Here is a 5,287-nt window from a genome sequence, read left to right as displayed (position 1 = left end):
GTGCTCCAACACCGCACGCCCCGCGGCCAACGACCACCCCACATCCCGCGCGGACACGCCCTCACGGTCCAACGCCCACGCACCCAGCCGCGCAGCCTGCCCCCGCAACCCCTCCACCGAACGACCCGACACCACCCACGGCACCAACCCACCCAGCGCGGGCATGCCCTCTCCCGCACCCTGCTCCGCGGACTCCGCGACGGGCATCCCCTGTTCCAGAACCACATGTGCGTTGGTGCCGCTGATCCCGAACGAGGACACCCCCGCCCGCCGCGGACGCTCACACTCCGGCCACTCCCGCGCCTCCGACAGCAACTCCACCGCGCCCGACGACCAGTCCACGTGCGGCGAGGGCTCATCCACATGCAGGGTGCGCGGCAGCACCCCATGCCGCATCGCCAGCACCATCTTGATCACACCCGCCACACCAGCCGCGGCCTGGGTGTGCCCGATGTTCGACTTCACCGACCCCAACCACAACGGCTCACGATCCGCGCCACGCCCCTGCCCATACGTCGCCAGCAACGCCTGCGCCTCGATCGGATCACCCAGCGTCGTCCCCGTACCATGCGCCTCCACCGCATCCACATCACCCGCAGACAACCCCGCCTGCTCCAACGCCGCACGAATCACCCGCTGCTGCGAAGGACCATTCGGCGCCGTGAGCCCATTGCTGGCACCGTCCTGGTTGACCGCGCTGCCGCGCACCACCGCCAGTACCCGGTGTCCGTTGCGGCGTGCGTCCGACAACCGCTCCACCAGCAGCAGGCCGACGCCCTCGCCCCAGCCCGTGCCGTCGGCCGCCGCCGCGAAGGACTTGCAGCGGCCGTCGGTCGCCAGTCCCCGCTGCCGGGAGAAGTCGAGGAACACGCTCGGCGCGGACATCACCGTCACCCCGCCGGCCAGGGCGAGATCGCAGTCGCCGGAGCGCAGGGCCTGGCAGGCCAGGTGGAGGGCGACCAGGGAGGAGGAGCAGGCGGTGTCCACGGTCACCGCCGGCCCTTCCAGGCCGAGGGCGTAGGCCACCCGGCCGGAGGCGACACTGCCGACATTGCCGTTGCCGATGTAGCCCTCCAGCTCATCGGGGACGGTCCGCAGCCGGGTGGCGTAGTCGTAGTAGATGGCGCCCGCGAAGACGCCCGTCCGGCTGCCGCGCAGCGAGGTCGGATCGATCCCGGCGCGCTCGATGGTCTCCCAGGAGGTCTCCAGCAGGAGCCGCTGCTGCGGGTCCATGGCCAGTGCCTCACGCGGTGAGATGCCGAAGAACTCCGGGTCGAACTCGGCCGCGGTGCGTACGAAGCCGCCGGTGCGCACATAGGTGCTGTGCGGCCGGTCCGGGTCGCTGTCGAAGATCCTCTCCAGGTCCCAGCCGCGGTCGGTGGGGAACTCCTCGATCGCGTCGATGCCGCCGTCGACCAGTTCCCACAGTTCTTCCGGGGAGGTGATGCCGCCGGGCAGACGGCAGCCCATACCGACGATGGCGATCGGTTCGCCGTCGAGGTCGGAGGTACGGGTCAGGGCGGCCTGGGCGGCGGTCGCGGGGGGCGAGGCCGTCTCCGTGGCCTGCGCGAGCAGGGTCAGCAGATGCCGGCCCAGGGCCAGCGGGCTGGGGTAGTCGAAGACGAGGGTCGCGGGCAGCCGCAGACCGGTGGCGCTGTTGAGTCGGTTGCGCAGCTCCAGGCCGGTGAGGGAGTCGAAGCCGAGTTCCTTGAAGGCCCGGGCCTCGTCCACGTCCTCCGCCCGCGCGTGTCCCAGGACACTGGCCGCCTGTGCGCACACCGTCCGCACCAGGAGCTGTTCCCGCTCGGCCTCCGGGAGTCCGGCGAGCCGCGGCAGCACGGTGTCGGACTCCGCGGGGTCGAGGTGCGCGGCGTGCCGGTCGGGGCGCTGGGCCAGGTCGCTGAGGAGCGCGGGCACGGCAGACCCGGCGGTGCGCAGGACGCCGATGTCCATCCGTACGGCGGTGAGCGCCGGCTCGGCGCGGTTCACGGCCGCGTCGAACAGCGCCATGCCCTGTTCGGAGGTGAGCGCCCGCACGCCGAGCCGCGTCATGCGCTGCCGGTCGGCGTCCCCCAGGCCGGAGGTCATCTCGCTGCGCTCCGCCCACCAGCCCCAGGCCAGCGAGGTGGCGGTCAGACCGTGGGCACGCCGGTGTTCCGCCAGCGCGTCCAGGAAGGCGTTGGCCGCGGCGTAGTTGGCCTGCCCGGGGTTGCCCAGCACCCCGGCGGCGGACGAGAAGAGCACGAAGGACGAGAGTTCGGTGTCGCGCGTCAGCTCGTGGAGGTTCCAGGCGGCGTCCACCTTGGGCCGCAGGACGGCGGCAAGCCGATCCGTGGTGAGCGCCTGGATGACCCCGTCGTCCACCACCCCCGCGGCATGGATCACCGCGGTCAGCGGGTGCTGTGCCGGGATGTCGCTCAGCAGTCCGGCCAGCGCCTCCCGGTCGGCCGCGTCACAGGCGGCGACAGTGGTCCGCGCACCGAGTTCGGACAGTTCGGCCACGAGTTCCCGCGCCCCGGGGGCAGCCGGTCCACTGCGGCTGGTCAGCAGCAGTCGCCGTACGCCGTGGGCGGCGACCAGATGCCGGGCCAGGATGGCGCCCAGCGTTCCGGTGCCACCGGTGATGAGGACGGTGCCGTCCGGCGCCGCCGTGAAGCCGCCGGCCGGGCCCGCGACCGCGACCGCGCGTGTCAACTTCGGGACATGCGCGGTACCGCCGCGCAGTGCCAACTGCGCCTCGCCCGACAGCGCGGCCGCCGCCAGGGCCGGCCCTGCCGTGTCGGGGAGGTCCGCGTCGATCAGCACGAAGCGGCCGGGGTGCTCGGCCTGCGCCGAACGCACCATGCCCCATGCGGCTGCTGCGGGCAGATCGGTGATCTGCTCCTCGTCGCCGACCGCCACCGCTCCGGAGGTCAGGAACACCAGTCGGGTGTCCTCCAGCCGCTCGTCGGCCAGCCACCGCTGCACGACGGTCATCAACTGACCGGTCAGGGCGTGCGCCCGAGCGCTCGGATCCGCGCCGTCCTGACCGTCATCGGCCCCGCTGACGCGCAGCAGTACGACCTCGGGTAAGGCCTGTCCCGGCTCGACCGCTTCGATCAGTGACGCCACATCCGGATACGCCTCCACGGCCCCGACCGCGTCGGTGATCACGGTAGTGCCGGTGGCCATGGCGGTGTCGGTGGCCACCGTGGTGTCGGCCCGCAGGACGGCCCATCGGGGCGCGGTGGGCCGCGGCACGACCTGCTCCGGCAGCCGGAGCTGAGACCAGGCCACCTGGAACAGCGAGGACCGGACCAGCGCGTCAACCGAGCGCAGTCGGTCGGCGGCCACCGGGCGAACGGTGAGCGACTGGACCGAGACCACCGGTTCCCCGCTCTCGCCGACCGCCCGGATCGACACCTCCTCCGGACCGGAGCGCCCAAGGCGCACCCGCAGCACGGACGCCCCGAACGCCGCCACCCTCACCCCGCGCCAGGAGAACGGGAGGCGCGCGGGCAGTGGCTCCTCCGCTGCCCCGTCGACGGCGAGTGGGTGCAGGGCGGCGTCGAGCAGGGCCGGGTGCAGGGCGTGCCGGTCCGCCGTGTGCCGCACCTGCTGGGGCAGCTCGATCTCCGCGAAGAGTTCCTCGCCGCGCCGCCACACCGCCCGCAGGCCCTGGAAGACCGGGCCGTACTCGAACCCGGACAGGGCGAGCCGCTGGTACGCGTCGTCAGCCGGCACCATCGTCGCTCCGGCCGGCGGCCACTGCGCCAGATCCGCGTCGGCAGGATCGGTCGGCCGTTCGACGGACGGCACGGCCGTGCCCGAGGCGTGCTGGGTCCACGGCTCGTCGGGGGCCGCGTCGTTGGGACGAGAATGGATGGCCACAGCGCACGCACCGGCCTCGTCCGCGGCTCCCACGGTGACCTGGAGCTGCACGGCGGCGGTCTCGGGCATCACCAGCGGGGTGTGCAGGGTCAACTCCTCCACCACCGGACACCCCGCATCGGCACCGGCCCGCAAAGCCAGATCCAGGAACACCGTCCCCGGCACGATCACCGTGCCCAACACCGCGTGATCAGCCAGCCACGGATGACTCGACAGCGACACCCTCCCCGTCAGCACCCGTCCCTGGCCGCCGGCCAACTCCACCGCCGCACCCAACAACGGATGCTCTGCCGCAGCAAGCCCCAACCCTGCCGGATCCCCAGCCTCCACGCCTTCATCGACCCAGTACCGTCGGCGTTGGAAGGCATACGTGGGCAACTCCACCCGCCGAGCCCCTGAATCGGCGAACAGGGCCGCCCAGTCCACGGCCAGACCCTGCACGAACGCGCTGGTCAGAGCCTGCGCCAGCCGCTCCGCACCCCCCTGGCCACGCCGCAGCGTCTCCACCACCACACCCTGGATGCCCAACCCCTCCAGCGTGTCGCTGACCGGCACCACCAACCCCGGATGCGGACTGCACTCAACGAACGCCGTATGCCCGTCGGCGACAGCAGTACTGACCGCGGCTTGGAGCTCCACCGTCTGCCGCAGATTGGTGAACCAATACCCCCCATCCATCACCGTGGCATCCGACAGCACCTGCCCAGTGACAGTCGAGTAGACAGGGACCCGCCCGGGACGCGGGCTCACCTCCGCCAAAAGCCCCTCGACCTCCTCCCGGAGCAACTCCATCTGCGGAGAGTGCGAGGCGTAATCCACCGGGATCCACCGGACGCGAACTCCGTCGCTCTCCCAGGGACCCACCACCTCCCGCAACGCCTCCACATCCCCCGACAGGACGACGCTGCCCGGACCGTTCACCGCCGCGACCGACACCTCAACACCCGCAGCCGCGATCCGCTCCCGCACCACATCCGCGGACAACCCCACCGACACCATCCCCCCACCCACCGGCAGACCCCGCAACACCCCACTACGCAGCACCACCACCCGCACCGCGTCCTCCAACGACAACACCCCCGCCACACACGCCGCAGCAATCTCACCCTGCGAATGACCAATCACCGCAGCCGGCCGCACCCCACACGACTCCCACCACCGCGCCAACCCCACCATCACCGCAAACAACACCGGCTGCACCACATCCACCCGCTCCAACAACTCACCAGCCGAATCCCGCAACACCTCCAACAACGACCACCCCACCAACGGATCCATCACCACCGCACACTCCTGGACAGCAGCGGCGAACACCGGACAGTACTCCAACAACCCCGCCGCCATCCCCACCCACTGCGACCCCTGCCCCGGAAACACGAACACCGGCGACGACACCTCACCCGCAACACCCCGCGAC

1 protein-coding gene is annotated in these 5,287 nt (G+C 71.8%); it reads right to left on the bottom strand.

What is annotated here, in order from left to right:
- On the bottom strand, nt 1–5,247 hold a 5,247-nt coding region (locus tag E4099_RS28640), incomplete at its 3' end, for a type I polyketide synthase (protein ID WP_280923532.1).
- Nucleotides 5,248–5,287: the final 40 nt, after the last annotated feature.

Origin of the sequence: Streptomyces palmae, from assembly GCF_004684805.1 — a bacterium.
Taxonomy (GTDB): Bacteria; Actinomycetota; Actinomycetes; order Streptomycetales; family Streptomycetaceae; genus Streptomyces; species Streptomyces palmae.
Note: the sequence above shows the minus strand (reverse complement) of the source record. Positions and strands in the feature narration are given on the sequence as shown.